This window comes from Vibrio sp. EJY3, from assembly GCF_000241385.1.
GTDB lineage: Bacteria > Pseudomonadota > Gammaproteobacteria > Enterobacterales > Vibrionaceae > Vibrio > Vibrio natriegens.
Genome location: NC_016613.1, coordinates 1,699,517 through 1,715,800 on the forward strand (window position 1 = coordinate 1,699,517; position 16,284 = coordinate 1,715,800).

Consider the following 16,284-nt stretch of genomic DNA (forward strand, 5'->3'; position numbering starts at 1 on the left):
GGCAAATTCTGCAAACGAGATTCCACATTGCATCCTAATGTATACATCCCAGACGCGTTTCTGGAAAAAATCCAAACCATCCTGCCTGCTGGCCTTAACATGGAAGACTTTGTTTCTTCCTGTCAAAAGCCATTACGTAAAAGTATTCGCGTCAACACACTAAAGATAAGTGTCGAAGCGTTTATCCAACGAGCAGAAGAAAAAGGCTGGAAACTTTCACCTGTACCTTGGTGCGAGAGTGGTTTTTGGATTGATGCAGATGAGTCACAAGTACCGTTAGGAAATACTGCAGAGCACATGTCTGGATTATTCTACATTCAGGAAGCAAGCTCGATGATGCCAGTGTCTGCCCTATTCATGAACAATGAGGCTTATCATGCTATTCTTGATACCGCAGCGGCTCCGGGATCAAAAACGACACAGATCGCAGCGCTAATGAACAATGAAGGCGTCCTCGTTGCGAATGAGTACGCTGCAAGCCGTGTAAAAGTTCTGCATGCCAACATTGAACGTTGCGGTGTCCGTAACGCTGCGCTCAGTAACTTTGATGGCCGAGTATTCGGAGGCTGGCTACCTGAACAATTCGATGCGGTTTTACTGGATGCACCGTGCTCTGGCGAAGGTACTCTTCGTAAAGACGAAGACGCAATGAAAAACTGGTCACAACAATCAGTTTTAGACATTGCGGATACGCAGAAAGATTTAATTGAAAGTGCCTTTCACGCATTGAAACCCGGTGGTGTCCTGGTTTATTCCACCTGCACTTTAAGCACAGAAGAAAACCAGCAAGTCTGTCATCATTTAAAAAACACTTTTGGTGACGCTGTTGAGTTTGAGAGCCTGGAAAATTTATTTGAAGATGCGAAGGCCGCTCTTACCGAAGATGGCTTTTTACATATCTTCCCTCAGGTTTACGACTGTGAAGGTTTCTTCGTCGCCCGCATTCGTAAGCACGCTTCGGTGGAAGCGCCAAAGGTGAAAAAGCGCATGGGTAAATTCCCATTTACCAAAGCATCGAAAAAAGAGTCTGCTGAGATTGCTAATCAGCTTCACAAAGCATTGGACGTTGAGCTTCCAGATGACGGTGCGGTTTGGCTACGCGATAAGGACGTTTGGTTATTCCCTAATGCACTTGAGCCAATGATTGGTGAGCTGCGTTTCTCGCGGATGGGGATAAAAATCGCTGAAGCACACAAAAACGGTTACCGTTGGCAGCATCAGGTTGCGACCGCTCTGGCCACAGGTAAAGAAACCAATGCTATCGAGCTGACAATAGATGAAGCTCGCGAGTGGTATATGGGACGTGACGTTCGCCCACAAACTATTCCTGAGGGTGCAAAGACTGGCAAAGGCGAAGTGTTTGTCAAATATCAGGGGGCCATCATTGGCTTAGGTAAATGGGTCAGCAATCGTATTAAAAACGGCCTACCCAGAGAATTAGTACGAGATAAAAACTTATTTTAATATTTTTTATCTCGTCACAACTAAACGAAAAATAAAAGAAAAGCCATCGTAAACACGATGGCTTTTTTTATTAAGAGTATTAATGCACTGCCACGCTCTAGCGTTCCGAGTGGCCTGTACTAAACTAAATATATTAACTCAGAGCATTATTACTGCATCTTATATAGCTGCACAAACAAACACTCAAAAATAAGCGATTAAAAAGGTTTTAGCGTAGGCTCCTCGGAGCCATTTCCCCTAGGCCCAAAAAATGGAAGCGTTTGGGCCGCTTTTTTTCTCTCATTTCTAAACGTTATATTTAAGTACCCTGCCGTCTCGCTATGCCAGGCGAATACCGTCTTTTTCGATAACGATTTTACCTTGCTTGTACAGACCACCAATGGTTTTTTTGTACGTGCCTTTACTGGTGCGAAATGCTTCAAAAATCGCTTCTGGAGAAGATTTATCGTTAAGAGGAAGAAAACCGCCCTTTTTCTCTAACTGCTCAATGATCTTGCAAGAAAGGTCATCCATCTTAGCGACACCCACTTTTTGTAACGCCAGATCAATTTTGCCGTCTTCACGGATTTGCTTAATAAAACCTTTCAGCTTTTTGCCAATATACAGTTTGCCGAAAACATCTGAAGGGAAAATCATACCCCAGTGTTTACCGTTTACGATCGCTTTGTAACCAAGCTGACTGCGCTCAGCAATGATCAGATCGACTTGCTCGTTTATTTCGTAGTTAGCTGGTGTTTTATCCAACCATTTGTTGAACTTCGTCGTACCAACAATTCGACCCGACGCTTTATCGGTGTACACGTAAACTAAGATCGTTTGACCAGCAGAAAAACGCGTGCGCTGCTCGCTAAATGGAATGAGCAAATCTTTATCTTTGATACCCCAATTAACAAACGCACCTGTCTTGTTGACACCTTCGATCTTCATCAGGCCCCATTCGCCCACTTGAGCGACTGGTGTTTCAATGGTCGCAGCCAGTTGGCTTTCTGAATCAAAGTATAAAAATACGTCGATTTTATCACCAATTTCTGTGCCCTCTGGGACATGCTTGTTTGGCAGCAAAACAGAACCGTAATCATCACCATCCAGAAATACGCCAAAATCCGCCTTTTTAATGACTTCTAGGCTGTTAATTTGACCAATTTTAATCATTGATTTTGTCTCTTTTTAAATTTACTTGGAATTATACCTAAATTAACAAGAAAATCAGAGAGAAAAGCATATCGCTCTGTTATGCTGTTATTGTCTACCCCAATCATTCTCTTAGCAATCTGGTACTTATATGAACCGCACAATTTTCGGGGTAAGAATGCTTTAGCAAAGTCAGGAGCTTTTTTTGGTCACCGTTGATAAACAAGATTCAATCACATTAAAAATCAGCCATGAGCTAGCAAAAAGTAAAAGTGTCGACCTTGATATTTACTTCTTTGTCCCTGGTGAGCTTGGCTTAAGTGCCGACATCATCAGTGAATCAGAATTCTATTACACCTCTATCACACAACAGCGCTCCTACTACAGTAAGGAGATTCTACTTCCTTTGGTTCACAGCCGACTGGCTAAGCGAGGACGCCTCTCGAATCAACAGTACCGTGTCAGTTTGAGTTTGTTCGCTTATCAATACGTCATCGCCTTAGACAAAGCCGTTGCCAGTTTGAATAAGCTAGAAAGTAACTCCGTCACGGAAGATGAAGTTGATGAAGTTATCGAATTGGCTATCGCGATTTTAAAACGCCTTCGTCGTGGTATTCCTTTTGAGGAGAACCTCAAACGTTATTACGTTAACATCGACAACTATTTGTCGTGGTACACAGAGCAAAAATTCTTGTCACTCGTCGCTCATTTGCCGCGAGAAGGCGATTACAGCACGATCAAGAAGCGTTTGATTACCCTGTGTGAAAAAGAGCAAGCGCATCGTAAGTTAAATAAATATAACTCACCCAAAGTCACCGATGAAGTGACGCGACTCTCCAATAAAATGCGCCTGTTGAGACGTCTTATCGAGCACCCAGTTGTCCTGCGTGAACAAACGGTTTCAATGGGGAAAAACGTTAAACGTGCGATAAAAGGTATCGCAACCGGTTTGGTGATGGTTGTCGTAACATCAACTGTGATCCTCGCGCGTGATTATCTGGGCGAAATTTCGGCATCCTTCATTATCGCCATGTCCTTCATCTATGCCCTACGCGAAATTTTTAAAGATGATCTTCGCGATGCCATGTGGCGCTGGATACGTAAAGGTAAGCCCAAATGGCGTAAGAAGTACATTGACCCGACCACTAAGAAAATCGTTGGTAAAAAGTTAGAGTGGCTTGACTATAGAACGCTTTCTAGCCTACCGGACAAGATTCAACAGATACGTAAAAAACGCGTCGTTCAGCGAGAAGAGCAGATTCTTCACTACCAAGAAAAGACGGAAATGGCGACATCGATGTTTTTAAGTGGCTATGAGCAAACGCGACAAACCCTAAACATTAGCTTAAGACCCATTATTCGATTAATGGACAAAGGGTCAAACCGCGTGTACCACCTAAATGAAGGGCAAGTCACCAAAGAATCGGTTGAGAAACGTCACCTCATCAATGTGATCGTCAAAGAAGACAACCACACTGATGAACCCGTGTACTACCGTTGGAAAGTGGTATTGAACCGGTCGAAGATAGTATCGATTGAGAAAATCGAATTGAGCTAACGAAAATAGTTAACGATTAAGCAGCCTTCTTTTTTTGTTGTGCTGCTTTTTTAATGGAAAGCGTCAGGTAAAACTCTGCCATTGGCTCATCGCCATGAAGAGACGGACAAAGTGCCGTAATTTTTACATCACGATTGATACGCTCACCAGTCTCCAGCGTGTAGTCCAGCATCTCGTCGATTAAAGGACCATCATCACAGATAAAATGAACATCAGCTTCTGGTCGTTTTAAAAACTCCGCCTTCACGCCTTTAAAAGCCAAAGAAATCGGCTCACCTTTCTCCTGAGCTTTACTCATCGCCAAAAAAGCCCCCGCCACATCAGCGCCAACCGCTAACGCACCGAAATACATGCTGTTAAGGTGGTTTTTGGTTCTTTTGCGCAGAGGAATTTTTACTTCTACATGCTTATCGTCGATATCTATGATTTTTGGACGACAAAGCCAGATTAATGGAACTTTAGTGAAACCGAATACTTTCAAGTAAAGGTTTGCGCGACGTACTGCAGATAACATTTTGGTCTCCTTACCAACCTAACTCAGCCAGTTAATCAAACGCTCGTTTTAATGTCAAAAAGTTGTTAACTAAACTTGATCTACCTACTAAATTATTCGTCATAAACACATCAAAAGGTGACAGCGTCACCCAGACAGACTATCGTTTCTACACAGGCTAATTTCACCTGACTTTATCGATAATTAAAGTATTGAGAGCGCTTGCTGTTTTTGCCACTGTGTTCAACACCGCCGTGACTGGTGGTGAATCGTTACGTAACTATCTCGTGATATTATGCTTTCAGGTTGTTATAAAAGAGTAACAACCTTATAAGCGTTTCACGCTATTTGGGATTTAGAGACGAAGAATCCCGTGAAACAGTTTATTCCTGCCAGTAATTCCGTTATCTTTACCCCTTCGCAACAGAGAATAAAGCTATAAGATGCCTATAAAAACAGATGAATTGAGAACCCAGCCTTTGGGTCCAATGCCTACCCCAGCGGAGCTAGGTAGTGAATATCCTATTACGGATGACGTTGCAGACCGTATTGCTCAATCTCGACGTCAGATTGAAAAAATCTTAACGGGTGAAGATAAGCGTCTTCTTGCGATCGTTGGCCCTTGCTCTGTCCATGACACAGAAGCCGCGATCGACTACGCTACGCGTCTGAGCGCAATCCAGGATAAGTACAAAGACGAGCTATTTATTGTCATGCGTACTTACTTTGAAAAACCGCGTACAGTTGTGGGTTGGAAAGGCTTAATTACCGATCCAAACCTTGACGGTTCTTATGCGTTAGAAGCAGGCCTTCATAAAGCGCGTAAACTGCTACTGGATATCAACAAGCTTGGTCTTGCCACCGCTACTGAGTTTCTTGATATGATTACCGGTCAATACATTGCGGATCTGATCACTTGGGGCGCTATCGGCGCACGTACCACTGAGTCTCAAATTCACCGAGAAATGGCATCTGCACTCTCGTGCCCGGTCGGCTTTAAAAATGGTACCAACGGTAATGTGAAAATCGCGATTGATGCAATTCGTGCATCTAAAGCGTCACACTACTTCTACTCTCCAGATAAGCATGGTCGTATGACGGTTTATCGCACAAGTGGCAACCCATTCGGTCATATTATTTTACGTGGCGGCGAAAAAGGTCCAAACTTTGACGAAGCTTCAGTTAAACAAACTTGTGACGCGCTGGCCGAGTTTGACTTACCGCAACGCCTAATCGTCGATTTCAGCCATGCTAACTGCCAAAAACAACACAGAAAGCAGCTTGATGTCGCGAAAGATATCTGCCAACAGATTAAGTCTGGCAGCACACGCGTTGCAGGTATTATGGCAGAGAGCTTCATCATTGAAGGTAATCAGCCAATGACAGACATCAATAACCTGACATACGGTCAATCAATTACCGACCCTTGTCTGAGTTGGGAAGATACAGTGACAATGTTAGATATGCTGGCTGACGCTGTAAAATCCACTAAGTAATTAATAACAAGATAATCAAGGAATCTTCATGCCATCGTTTGATATTATTTCAGAAATCGATACGGTTGAACTACGTAACGCCGTTGATAACGCTAACCGTGAACTATCTACTCGTTTCGATTTCCGCAATGTTAATGCGAGCTTTGAGCTAGTAGAAGAAAATGTAAAAATGTCTGCTGAAGGCGAATTTCAGCTGAAACAAATGCGCGACATTTTACGTGGTCACCTAGCAAAACGTAATGTCGATGCAAATGCTATGGACTCTCAAACACCAGAAGTGACTGGCAAAAACTGGCATCAGAACATCGTATTCCGCCAGGGTATTGATACGCCGACGGCTAAAAAGGTGGTTAAGCTAATTAAAGATGCGAAGCTGAAAGTACAAGCTTCAATCCAAGGCGATAAAGTGCGCGTCACGGGTAAAAAGCGTGATGACCTACAAGCGACCATGGCAGCTATTCGTGAAGCAGAACTAGGACTACCTTTCCAGTTCAATAACTTCCGCGATTAATCATTAGCGCAATAAACGAAAAACGCCGACGAATCATCGTCGGCGTTTTTGTATATTCTAGGTCGAGTTCTAGATCACGAGATCTTGTCCCTGTAGCAACATGAATTCACTGGTTCCTTCAGGAATAAATACACAGACGCGTAAGTTGTCTTGTTTTGCCTTCGCAAGCATATCTGATAACTGTGCGGCGTTTGAAAACGCTTCTCTCTCGGCGTCTCTTCTCACCAGCTCCATCGCGTCTGATTTACACTTCGTCGAGTACAACGCCAGTTCAGCTTGCTGCATGTAACGAACCGCTTTAATTGGCAACATTTCAACGTCTTTACCCACATGAATCCAAGTGCAGTTGCCCTTTTCATCAAGAGGCGATGCCATGGTCGCTTTGTAGATGGTTTCTAAATCTCTATTGTCACGCGCATTTTCAACGTCAGGATTCGAAAAGAATTGCTCCCAAAATTTACGACGCAAATCGACACTTGGTAACGCTTCTTTAATCGAGTTACGTTTTGAGTTTGCAAAGTCAGCCATCAGACCCATGTTCTGTGGAAGAATCATTTCTAACTTTTCACGAATATTACGAATCAAAACGGGTGACGCCCCACCACTCGAAATGGCTATCTGAATACGTCCACGATTGATCATCGAAGGGGTAATGAAGTCGCAGTAAGGTTTGTCATCGACCACATTCACTAAAATGCCCAGTGCTTTAGCATCTTTGTAAACCTGATGATTCAAATCTGGATTGTCCGTTGTCGCCCAAACCTGAATAAAGCCTTTTGTGACAAGGTCACTTGAATAGAAACGCTGAATCCAATGTAGTTGATTCTCCTTCGCCAACTTAGCGAGATAGTCAACTAAGGTAGGCGAAACCACTGTGACATCCGCCCCTGCCTTTATTAAGGCCTCAACTTTTCGGCTCGCGACTTCACCGCCGCCAACAACGAGAACTGGTTTATTGATTAAGTCTAAGAACAGAGGAAAATATCGCATCTCAACCTTTGATTACACTAATTAACTATTAAAAACCATGCTACCAAAAATGGGGCATGGTCATCACCTTGTTTCGTTGACACAAATAATTTTTGTTCGAATTTTAACTGAACATCACTGAGGTCAGCTAATGACAGTTTTAATAACGACGTTTTATTCTCTATTTGCGCCCGCTTGTTCGTTGAATGTTCTGATGCACCATCTTGAATACCAGTTGCACTATTTACAAACAATTAACATTTCGTCATTCTAAAACCTGAGGAATTTTGTAGGTTCTCTTAAAATTCCATTTAAATTATATATTTGAGAATTCACAGATCCTTTTCTACGCTTATATTTGATTGGTTGCTCGAATACCGTTTCTTCGAAAATCAATCACGTAGGACATAACACAACACAAAATTGGACACGCTAATTTTAAGTCACATTGATTTAACATGGATCATACAGGAAGGACACAAATGGCAAATAAACTAACAATTCTTGCTTCCGTCGTAGCGGCTTCTACTGCAATGATGGCAACATCAGCACAAGCTGCAGACTCTACTTTGGACAAAGTAACAAAACAAGGTTTTCTTACTTGTGGTGTAAGTACTGGTCTTCCGGGCTTCTCAAACCCTAACTCAAAAGGTGAATGGGAAGGTATCGACGTAGAATATTGCCAAGCACTGGCTGCTGCCGTTCTTGGGGACAAAACGAAAGTGAAGTACGTTCCTCTAACTGCAAAAGAGCGTTTCACTGCACTCCAATCTGGTGAAATCGATGTTCTTTCGCGTAACACCACCTGGACACTACACCGTGATACAGCTCTTGGCCTGAACTTCGTTGGCGTAAACTACTACGATGGCCAAGGTTTCATGGTGAAGAAAGATCTTGGCCTATCAAGTGCTAAGGAGCTTGATGGCGCATCTGTTTGTGTTCAATCAGGTACGACGACCGAGCTAAACCTTGCGGATTACTTCCGTAATAACGGCATGAGCTACAAGCCTGTGGTATTTGATACAGCAGCTCAAACGTCGAAAGGTTTCGATTCTGGTCGATGTGACGTGTTAACAACGGACCAATCTGGTCTATACGCGCTGCGTTTAAACCTTCAAGACCCTTCATCAGCAGCAGTTCTTCCTGAAATCATTTCAAAAGAGCCTCTAGGTCCTGTTGTACGTCAGGGTGATGACCAGTGGTTTAATATTGCCAAGTGGACCCTATCTGCGATGATTAACGCGGAAGAGTACGGCATCACTTCTAAGAATGCGGATGAGATGTTGAAATCTGAAGATCCAAACGTCAAGCGTATCCTTGGTGTAGACGGTCCTCAGGGTAAAGGTCTGGGTATCCGTGACGACTGGGGCTACCAAATCGTTAAGCAAGTAGGTAACTATGGTGAGAGCTTCGAGCGCACTGTTGGTAAAGGTTCACCTCTTGATATTTCTCGTGGTGTGAACGCACTATGGAACGACGGTGGCTTCATGTACGCATCACCTATCCGATAGAAACGATTATTTAGGGCGGTTAATCCGCCCTTTTTCGTTGTCTATTAATCTGGATGAGTAAGGAAACTCACCTCTGGTGATAGCTGAGCCCAGTAATAAATAGGATTGATAGCGTTCAACCAACGCTTATGGTCTGTCATTGCCGGTGCACCAGATTTAACGGCCAGTAACAAGCCCTTACTCCTGCAGAGTGATATCTATAACTAAGGTTTGAGGTTAACGCTGTATGGAACCGACTAAAGATGCATCGCTAAGTACGATGTCCAAACCAAGTGGAAATAAAAGCCTATTTTATAATCCCGCTTTTCGTTCCGCTCTTTTTCAGATCATTGCTGTAGCTGCATTGGTATTTTTCTTTTATACCATCATAAACAACGCGCTAAATAACTTAGATGCTCGAGGCATTGCTACGGGTTTTGATTTTCTTAATCAGGAAGCAGGCTTCGGTATTGGCCTTACGCTGATTGAATATAACGAAACCTATTCTTATGGCAGAACTTTTGTCATTGGTTTACTAAACACCGCGCTGGTTTCAGTGTTGGGTATTATCCTGGCAACTGTGATTGGTTTTACCATGGGTATTGCTCGTCTTTCTTCTAACTGGTTAGTTAGCCGCTTAGCAGCGGTATATATTGAGACATTTCGAAATATCCCTCTTCTTCTACAAATCTTCTTTTGGTATTTCGCCGTTTTGCAGGCATTGCCTTCAGCAAGACAAAGTATCAGCCTTGGCGAAGCTATCTTCTTAAACGTTCGAGGGCTCTACCTCCCTGCTCCAATATTGGAAAACGGCAGTAGTGTTGTTATCGCCGCGTTTATTATCGGGCTGGTTGCGACTATCTCCATCTCTATTTGGGCGAAGAACAAACAGCGCCTGACTGGCCAGCAAACTCCGATGGGACGAATTGCTTTAGGATTAGTCGTTGGCTTACCTTTGGTCGTTTATTTCCTTGTTGGTATGCCTATCTCTCTGGAATACCCAGCCCTAAAAGGCTTTAACTTCCAAGGCGGCATCAGCATTATTCCTGAGCTTGCGGCTCTGTTGGTCGCGCTGAGTGTTTATACCGCAACATTTATCGCAGAAATCGTGCGTTCTGGTATTAACGCTGTGAGCCATGGTCAAACTGAAGCGGCGATGTCTCTTGGTCTACCGCGTACCAAAACGCTAAAACTTGTGGTCATTCCTCAAGCTCTGCGAATCATTATTCCTCCATTAACCAGTCAATATTTGAACTTAACCAAAAACTCGTCATTGGCAATGGCTATCGGCTATCCGGATCTTGTGTCTGTGTTTGCGGGCACGACCCTAAACCAGACAGGCCAAGCCATTGAGATCATCGCGATGACAATGGGCGTTTACTTAGCGTTAAGTTTGATTACTTCCGCGTTAATGAACCTGTACAACCGTAAAGTAGCACTGGTGGAGAGATAATATGAGTACACATCAATTTCAGCCTGATCTCCCACCGCCATCAAACACTGTAGGTGCGGTAGGTTGGATGCGTAAAAACCTGTTTAATGGACCAGTAAACTCTATTGTTACCATTATTCTCGCCTACTTAGCATTTACTGCTTTGTGGAACATCGTCGATTGGGCGTTCATCAACGCGGATTGGGTAGGAACGACACGTGATGCATGTAGCCGAGAAGGCGCGTGCTGGGTGTTCATCAGCGTACGCTGGGATCAGTTCATGTACGGCTTCTACCCAGAGGCTGAACTGTGGCGCCCTCGCCTGTTTTATATCTCGCTAGCGATCCTGACTGCGCTTGTTGCTTATGAGAAAACTCCAAAACGCATGTGGATTTGGCTATTTTTAGTCAATGTTTATCCATTCCTAGTTGCCGGTCTACTGTACGGCGGTGTGTTTGGACTGGAGGTGGTCGACACTCATAAATGGGGTGGATTACTTGTTACCTTAATCATCGCGCTTGTGGGTATCGTTGTCTCGTTACCGATTGGTATTGTCTTAGCTCTGGGCCGTCGCTCTGAAATGCCAATTATTCGCAGCATGTGTACTGTCTACATCGAAGTATGGCGTGGTGTGCCGCTAATCACCGTCTTATTCATGGCGTCGGTAATGTTGCCACTGTTTATGTCGGAAGGTTCAGAGACAGATAAACTCATCCGTGCACTGATCGGTGTGGTGATGTTTGCCGCAGCCTATATGGCAGAGGTGATTCGAGGTGGTTTACAAGCGATTCCAAAAGGGCAATACGAAGCAGCAGATGCGCTTGGTTTAAGCTACTGGAAGAAAACAGGGTTAATTATTTTACCTCAGGCTCTGAAGATCACGATTCCTTCTATCGTGAATACCTTCATCGGTCTGTTTAAAGATACCAGTCTGGTACTGATCATCGGTATGTTTGACGTACTGGGCATTGGGCAAGCAGCAAACACCGACCCTGAGTGGCTCGGCTTTGCGACGGAAAGTTATGTATTTGTCGCGTTAGTGTTTTGGGTATTTTGTTTCGGCATGTCTCGCTATTCGATATGGCTCGAAAACAAACTTCATACCGGTCACAAACGATAACTCATTAAGATCAAGGACGTATTATGACGCAACAACAAAACTATATGATCCAGTTGAAGGACATGAACAAGTGGTACGGTGAGTTTCACGTACTGAAAAACATCAACTTAAACGTGAAAAAAGGTGAAAAGATCGTTATCTGTGGGCCTTCGGGTTCAGGAAAATCGACCATGATTCGCTGTATTAACCGATTGGAAGAGCATCAGGCAGGTGAAATCTTTGTTTCGGGAACCGAACTGACGGAAGACTTGAAAAACATCGAAGCGGTTCGTCGTGAAGTTGGCATGTGTTTTCAGCACTTCAACCTCTTCCCTCACCTGACCGTGTTGGAAAACTGCACGCTTGCGCCTATTTGGGTTAAGAAAATGCCGAAAGACGAAGCTGAAGCCATTGCGATGAAGTATCTTCAGCGCGTTAAGATCCCTGACCAAGCGGATAAATACCCGGGTCAGCTCTCTGGTGGCCAACAACAACGTGTGGCAATCGCTCGTTCTTTGTGCATGAATCCAAAAGTGATGTTGTTTGACGAACCAACATCCGCACTCGACCCAGAAATGGTGCGTGAGGTGCTGGATGTTATGGTTGAGCTGGCAGAAGAAGGCATGACCATGTTGTGTGTAACGCACGAGATGGGTTTTGCGAAAGAAGTGGCTGACCGGGTGATCTTTATGGATGCCGGTGAAATCATCGAAGAAAATAATCCGAAAGATTTCTTCGAGAACCCGCAATCGGATCGTACTCAAAACTTCCTATCGCAAATTTTACACCATTAATATTTTGCGCTAGAGACACTCTTAAAAGGCACTGATTTCAATAGGAACAGTGCCTTTTTCAATACGTCGTCAGTTATGGTAACGTTATCTACGTTCGCTATATCTGGCAGTAATATTGTGTTACAAGTTATCACATACATAACGTCTTATTTCTATTATTATTTTGTCATAGCGATACATGGTTAGGGCTTGATTTTTTGAACTTTCAACCCCATAAATGTACTTATAAGAAAGTCTCTTATCGAGGAAGAATATGAACAGTCCAATGTTTACCCGCACTTCAACACAAGAAAGTGCTCTACAAACGAACAAAGTATTGCGTAATACTTACGCCCTACTGTCGATGACGCTTCTATGGTCAGCTGTGGTTGCTGGCGTATCAATGGCGTTTAACCTACCACGTCCGGGCATCATCCTTATGTTGGTTGGTTTCTATGGTCTGCTTTTCCTAACAGAAAAGAACCGTAACAACAGCCTTGGATTGGTGTTCACCTTCCTGTTCACAGGTTTCTTGGGCTACACAATTGGTCCAATCCTAAACATGTACATCGGTGCAGGTATGGGTGACGTTGTACTGACCGCTCTAGGTGGTACGGCTATATCGTTTATGGCAGCCTCAGCATACGCGCTAACAACTAAGCGTGACCTATCTATGATGGGCGGCCTGATGTTGTCTCTGTTTGTGGTACTTGTGGTTGGTATGATTGCAAGCATCTTCATTCAGTCAACGATTCTACACTTGGCAATGAGCAGCTTGTTCATCGTGTTCTCAACCATGGCGATTCTGATGACGACTCAAGGCATCATCCGTGGCGGTGAAACGAACTACATCTCTGCGACAGTGACACTATACGTATCAATCTACAACATCTTCATCAGCCTACTAAGCATTCTAGGCATCATGAACGACGACTAATCAGTCAGATTGAATAGAATTAAAAAAGCCCGAGGGTACACACCTCGGGCTTTTTGTTTGTTCATATATTGCTTTTACACTTGCTCTAGTTCGAGATCGACGACTTCATCCGCTTCAGGGTTTTGCCTAAAGCGCCTTACTTGAATAGTCTGCTCACCCATCATGATCTTTTTAGCGATTCGGTGCATACGATCAAACACTCTATAATCGCTGGTCAATATGACTGGATACGACAAATCAGCTTCGTTTATGCGCTTACAATGCAAGGCAATTTCACGACACGTTGGTAGTGGCCCGTTAACATTGAACCATGTCACTTCATCTGGACCATTGATTTGATCGATTGGAATCTCTTCTACTGGCAACGATTCTGCTAGCTGCCAAATTCTTTCTATAAACCAAGTTGATTTCACGCTGTCATTAATTTCAACGTACCTTTGTTTCGACATGACTGACTCCCTGTCATCATTATTCAATTAAGCTCATCAAAGATAATACTCAATCAGAGTCAGTACAACGCTATAACTCACTCAATTTCAAAAGAAATCGCTAGTATCCTCCTCTTTATAAATGTAAGCGCAGCTGTAAAAACGATCAATTAACGCATATTTATGCAAAGGCAACTGTATTTACCCCGAAGATTTTCTAACACGGTGAATGAATAGCTAAATTTTTGAATAAATAAATAAAAAGCAACCTACATCATAATTTGGTTGCTTTTACTGCGCTTGAACGCATGGTGTGATTATTTAGTTGAGAAGTTCCACACCTGTACGCTAATCTATAAACATCAAAGATAACTTAACGGATAGAACGTTATGTTCGTTTACAACGGCAAAGAAATTGAAACCGATGCTCAGGGTTACTTGTTGGACCATACTCAATGGGAAGAAGGTATGATTGAGTTATTGGCAGAAGAAGAAGGCATTGAGCTAACCGAAGCGCACTTAGAAGTCGTCCACTTTGTTCGCGACTTTTATGAAGAGTTCAACACCTCCCCAGCAGTAAGAATGTTGGTTAAGGCGATGGAAAAAGCGCACGGACCAGAAAAAGGCAACAGCAAATACCTGTTCAAGCTATTCAAAAAAGGCCCTGCAAAGCAGGCAACCAAACTGGCTGGACTCCCGAAACCAGCGAAATGCCTTTAATCATAAAATTTTGAAGCCGCGGTATGGTTTATATGAAGCGTTTTCATGCGATACGCTTTCGACAGTTGCCGTCCGTGGCCCCTCTTTCAACCACTCAGTAAACTCATCAATTTGTGTTTCAGTGCCGCAGGCAACCACTTCCACATCGCCATTATTTAGGTTTTTAGCGTAGCCAGTCAGACCCAGCTTCAATCCCTGATGTGAGGTTTGATACCGAAACCCCACTCCTTGAACAAGACCTTTTACTACATACTTTTCACACTTTAGATTCATCGTTATTTCGCTTCTTATAATGGTTATTGCAGACCCATCAAGCCTTTCAATAAGCGTAGCGGGTTTTTAAATCAATTATGGAAGAAAATCCGACTGGCGGGATTGATAAGTCTCTCATTCACCTAAATTTCAAATAAAGTGGGCTTGATTTTAAGCAACAACCCCAAGAGTGACACCGTAACTCGCAATAAAACCAACTGATTCCCAATGGTTATTGCTTTTACCAGCAACATCCCGGACAATACGCCCCTTTCAAAATTCAACAAGAGCTAAAGAAATGACAGCTGCTATCTATTTGGTTAAAGGTCGTGAGAAATCGGTTAAGCGTAAGCACCCATGGATCTTCTCTCGAGGCATCAATAAAGTTGAGGGCGAACCCGCGCTTGGCGAAACGGTTGATGTATTCACTCACGACGGTAAATGGTTAGCAAAAGCGGCATATTCTCCGGAATCTCAAATCCGTGCTCGTATTTGGAGCTTTGAAAAAGAGGACATTAACAAAGCGTTTTTCGTCAAACGTTTTAAAGATGCACAGCTTCTACGTGAAGACGTTATCGAACGTGATGGACTAACCGGCTACCGCTTAGTTGCGGCAGAGTCTGACGGCTTACCAGGCGTGACTATCGACCGTTACCAGAACTTCTTCGTCTGTCAGTTATTAAGTGCTGGCGCAGAGTACAACAAACAGGCAATCGTAGACGCGCTTGTTGAGTGCTTCCCAGACTGTAACGTTTACGAACGTTCTGATGTGGCGGTACGTAAAAAAGAAGGCTTGAAAGAAACCACAGGCGTTTTACATGGTGAAGAGCCACCAAAATCTGTGGTAATCGAAGAGAACGGCGTCAAAATCAGTGTCGATATCGTTGGTGGCCATAAAACCGGCTTCTACCTGGACCAACGCGACAGTCGTCAGCAAGCGATGAAATACATGAAGGATAAAGAAGTCCTAAACTGCTTCTCTTATACCGGCGGCTTTGGTCTTTATGCACTTAAAGGCGGAGCAAAACGTGTTATCAACGCAGACGTTTCTCAACCAGCTCTGGATACAGCAAAATTTAACGCCGAACTGAACGAGTTCGACATTTCTAAGAAGCGCGCTGTTTTCCTAAACGCAGACGTGTTTAAGTTGCTGCGCGAGTACCGCGATCAAGGTACTCAATTTGATGTGGTGATTATGGACCCACCAAAGTTTGCCGAGAGCAAAGCGCAACTGAATGGTGCATGTCGCGGTTATAAAGACATCAACATGCTGGCGATGCAAATCCTAAAGCCTGGTGGCACTCTGCTTACTTACTCGTGCTCTGGCTTAATGGACCAAGTCCTGTTCCAAAAAATCATCGCGGATGCAGCAGTTGATGCGAATCGCCAAGTTAAGTTTGTTGAGCGTTTTGAACAAGCGGCAGACCACCCAACTGACACGGCCTACCCTGAAGGTTTCTATCTGAAAGGCTTTGCTTGTAAAGTGCTTTAGACCTCATTCAAGTATCAAATAAAAAACGGAGCTTTCGCT

At 43.7% G+C, this 16,284-nt stretch carries 17 protein-coding genes; 11 read left to right on the forward strand and 6 right to left on the reverse strand.

All coding sequences use genetic code 11. The features are described from left to right. Positions 1-27 precede the first annotated feature (27 nt). A complete protein-coding gene (gene rsmF, locus VEJY3_RS07775; RefSeq protein ID WP_014231898.1) occupies positions 28-1,464 on the forward strand; it encodes a 16S rRNA (cytosine(1407)-C(5))-methyltransferase RsmF in 1,437 nt (478 codons plus the stop codon). A 318-nt stretch (positions 1,465-1,782) separates the two neighbouring features. Here rsmF and VEJY3_RS07780 read toward each other — a convergent pair whose 3' ends face one another. Continuing rightward, entirely contained in the window at positions 1,783-2,616 is an 834-nt protein-coding gene (locus VEJY3_RS07780; RefSeq protein WP_014231899.1) for a S1 RNA-binding domain-containing protein, read from the reverse strand. A 184-nt stretch (positions 2,617-2,800) separates the two neighbouring features. Between VEJY3_RS07780 and VEJY3_RS07785 the strand changes: the two genes are divergently transcribed. Next, positions 2,801-4,153, forward strand: coding sequence for a hypothetical protein (locus tag VEJY3_RS07785; protein ID WP_014231900.1), 1,353 nt, complete (start codon positions 2,801-2,803; stop codon positions 4,151-4,153). 16 nt (positions 4,154-4,169) lie between these two features. Here the strand turns inward: VEJY3_RS07785 and VEJY3_RS07790 are convergent, their stop codons facing one another. Then, on the reverse strand, positions 4,170-4,667 hold the full coding sequence (locus VEJY3_RS07790; protein WP_014231901.1) for a PaaI family thioesterase: 498 nt from the start codon (positions 4,665-4,667) through the stop codon (positions 4,170-4,172). 422 nt (positions 4,668-5,089) lie between these two features. Here VEJY3_RS07790 and VEJY3_RS07795 point away from each other — a divergent pair, with 422 nt between their 5' ends. Both VEJY3_RS07795 and VEJY3_RS07800 read left to right on the forward strand, forming a co-directional pair. Then, complete coding sequence (locus tag VEJY3_RS07795) at positions 5,090-6,142, forward strand: 3-deoxy-7-phosphoheptulonate synthase (protein ID WP_014231902.1); 1,053 nt, start codon at positions 5,090-5,092, stop codon at positions 6,140-6,142. Positions 6,143-6,170: 28 nt separating this feature from the next. Continuing rightward, positions 6,171-6,653 carry a YajQ family cyclic di-GMP-binding protein gene (locus tag VEJY3_RS07800; protein ID WP_014231903.1) on the forward strand — a complete coding sequence of 161 codons (483 nt, stop codon included), beginning with the start codon at positions 6,171-6,173 and terminating at the stop codon, positions 6,651-6,653. A gap of 69 nt (positions 6,654-6,722) precedes the next feature. On the opposite strand, the gene VEJY3_RS07805 is transcribed toward VEJY3_RS07800, so the two are convergent. Beyond that, positions 6,723-7,643, reverse strand: a complete 921-nt coding sequence (locus VEJY3_RS07805) for a bifunctional precorrin-2 dehydrogenase/sirohydrochlorin ferrochelatase (protein WP_014231904.1) — start codon at positions 7,641-7,643, stop codon at positions 6,723-6,725. 461 nt (positions 7,644-8,104) lie between these two features. Here VEJY3_RS07805 and VEJY3_RS07815 point away from each other — a divergent pair, with 461 nt between their 5' ends. Next, the gene (locus tag VEJY3_RS07815; protein WP_014231906.1) at positions 8,105-9,133 is read left to right on the forward strand and encodes an amino acid ABC transporter substrate-binding protein; all 1,029 of its coding nucleotides are present in this window, start codon (positions 8,105-8,107) and stop codon (positions 9,131-9,133) included. 44 nt (positions 9,134-9,177) lie between these two features. Here VEJY3_RS07815 and VEJY3_RS26070 read toward each other — a convergent pair whose 3' ends face one another. After that, on the reverse strand, positions 9,178-9,306 hold the full coding sequence (locus tag VEJY3_RS26070) for a hypothetical protein (protein ID WP_257739719.1): 129 nt from the start codon (positions 9,304-9,306) through the stop codon (positions 9,178-9,180). Between the two features lie 53 nt (positions 9,307-9,359). Between VEJY3_RS26070 and VEJY3_RS07820 the strand changes: the two genes are divergently transcribed. From VEJY3_RS07820 to VEJY3_RS07835, 4 genes are all read left to right on the forward strand, one after another. Next, a complete protein-coding gene (locus VEJY3_RS07820; protein WP_014231907.1) occupies positions 9,360-10,565 on the forward strand; it encodes an amino acid ABC transporter permease in 1,206 nt (401 codons plus the stop codon). A 1-nt stretch (position 10,566) separates the two neighbouring features. Beyond that, on the forward strand, positions 10,567-11,664 hold the full coding sequence (locus tag VEJY3_RS07825) for an amino acid ABC transporter permease (protein WP_014231908.1): 1,098 nt from the start codon (positions 10,567-10,569) through the stop codon (positions 11,662-11,664). 23 nt (positions 11,665-11,687) lie between these two features. Beyond that, positions 11,688-12,437, forward strand: coding sequence for an amino acid ABC transporter ATP-binding protein (locus tag VEJY3_RS07830; protein ID WP_020333316.1), 750 nt, complete (start codon positions 11,688-11,690; stop codon positions 12,435-12,437). Between the two features lie 253 nt (positions 12,438-12,690). Next, complete coding sequence (locus tag VEJY3_RS07835; protein ID WP_014231910.1) at positions 12,691-13,353, forward strand: Bax inhibitor-1/YccA family protein; 663 nt, start codon at positions 12,691-12,693, stop codon at positions 13,351-13,353. A 74-nt stretch (positions 13,354-13,427) separates the two neighbouring features. Here VEJY3_RS07835 and VEJY3_RS07840 read toward each other — a convergent pair whose 3' ends face one another. After that, positions 13,428-13,802: a hypothetical protein gene (locus VEJY3_RS07840; RefSeq protein WP_014231911.1), complete on the reverse strand. Its 375-nt coding sequence runs from the start codon at positions 13,800-13,802 to the stop codon at positions 13,428-13,430. A gap of 369 nt (positions 13,803-14,171) precedes the next feature. Between VEJY3_RS07840 and VEJY3_RS07845 the strand changes: the two genes are divergently transcribed. Further along, a complete protein-coding gene (locus tag VEJY3_RS07845) occupies positions 14,172-14,501 on the forward strand; it encodes a TusE/DsrC/DsvC family sulfur relay protein (RefSeq protein ID WP_014231912.1) in 330 nt (109 codons plus the stop codon). On the opposite strand, the gene yccX is transcribed toward VEJY3_RS07845, so the two are convergent. Beyond that, positions 14,502-14,774 (reverse strand): acylphosphatase, encoded by a 273-nt coding sequence (gene yccX, locus VEJY3_RS07850; protein WP_014231913.1) that lies wholly within the window; start codon positions 14,772-14,774, stop codon positions 14,502-14,504. Positions 14,775-15,051: 277 nt separating this feature from the next. Between yccX and VEJY3_RS07855 the strand changes: the two genes are divergently transcribed. Then, on the forward strand, positions 15,052-16,245 hold the full coding sequence (locus VEJY3_RS07855) for a class I SAM-dependent methyltransferase (protein ID WP_014231914.1): 1,194 nt from the start codon (positions 15,052-15,054) through the stop codon (positions 16,243-16,245). Positions 16,246-16,284: the final 39 nt, after the last annotated feature.

Coding starts and splice junctions, on each gene's coding strand:
- VEJY3_RS07780 (WP_014231899.1), bottom strand. CDS start 2,616: ATGATTAAAATTGGTCAAATTAACAGCCTAGAAGTCATTAAAAAGGCG.
- VEJY3_RS07790 (WP_014231901.1), bottom strand. CDS start 4,667: ATGTTATCTGCAGTACGTCGCGCAAACCTTTACTTGAAAGTATTCGGT.
- VEJY3_RS07795 (WP_014231902.1), top strand. CDS start 5,090: ATGCCTATAAAAACAGATGAATTGAGAACCCAGCCTTTGGGTCCAATG.
- VEJY3_RS07800 (WP_014231903.1), top strand. CDS start 6,171: ATGCCATCGTTTGATATTATTTCAGAAATCGATACGGTTGAACTACGT.
- VEJY3_RS07805 (WP_014231904.1), bottom strand. CDS start 7,643: ATGCGATATTTTCCTCTGTTCTTAGACTTAATCAATAAACCAGTTCTC.
- VEJY3_RS07815 (WP_014231906.1), top strand. CDS start 8,105: ATGGCAAATAAACTAACAATTCTTGCTTCCGTCGTAGCGGCTTCTACT.
- VEJY3_RS07820 (WP_014231907.1), top strand. CDS start 9,360: ATGGAACCGACTAAAGATGCATCGCTAAGTACGATGTCCAAACCAAGT.
- VEJY3_RS07825 (WP_014231908.1), top strand. CDS start 10,567: ATGAGTACACATCAATTTCAGCCTGATCTCCCACCGCCATCAAACACT.
- VEJY3_RS07830 (WP_020333316.1), top strand. CDS start 11,688: ATGACGCAACAACAAAACTATATGATCCAGTTGAAGGACATGAACAAG.
- VEJY3_RS07835 (WP_014231910.1), top strand. CDS start 12,691: ATGAACAGTCCAATGTTTACCCGCACTTCAACACAAGAAAGTGCTCTA.
- VEJY3_RS07840 (WP_014231911.1), bottom strand. CDS start 13,802: ATGTCGAAACAAAGGTACGTTGAAATTAATGACAGCGTGAAATCAACT.
- VEJY3_RS07845 (WP_014231912.1), top strand. CDS start 14,172: ATGTTCGTTTACAACGGCAAAGAAATTGAAACCGATGCTCAGGGTTAC.
- yccX (WP_014231913.1), bottom strand. CDS start 14,774: ATGAATCTAAAGTGTGAAAAGTATGTAGTAAAAGGTCTTGTTCAAGGA.
- VEJY3_RS07855 (WP_014231914.1), top strand. CDS start 15,052: ATGACAGCTGCTATCTATTTGGTTAAAGGTCGTGAGAAATCGGTTAAG.